The sequence below is a fragment of the Leucobacter musarum subsp. musarum genome, assembly GCF_001273845.1.
Classification (GTDB): Bacteria; Actinomycetota; Actinomycetes; order Actinomycetales; family Microbacteriaceae; genus Leucobacter; species Leucobacter musarum.
In genome coordinates, this window is sequence record NZ_JHBW01000039.1 from 1 (window position 1) to 210 (window position 210).

Here is a 210-nt window from a genome sequence, read left to right on the forward strand (position 1 = left end):
ATGCTGCCTTACTTCTCTCCTCCTAACTTCCTTTCTTCTCTTCTTTCCTCTTCCTCTTCTTTTCTCATTACTCCCCCGTCCTCTATTTCGGCTGCCTCTCGCAGCGCCCTCGACATTTCTCTCTTTCCTCCTCCCTCTTTCCTCTCTTCCTCTCCTTCCTTCTCCCACTCACTTTCTTCCTCTTCTTTTCTTCCACTCTCGATGATCGCA

1 protein-coding gene is annotated in these 210 nt (G+C 49.0%); it reads right to left on the reverse strand.

Annotated features, from left to right (window positions below; translation table 11 throughout):
* Positions 1-8 precede the first annotated feature (8 nt).
* Positions 9-210 (reverse strand): hypothetical protein (locus tag CH42_RS17270; RefSeq protein ID WP_204374507.1); only part of this gene is annotated, 202 nt, incomplete at its 5' end.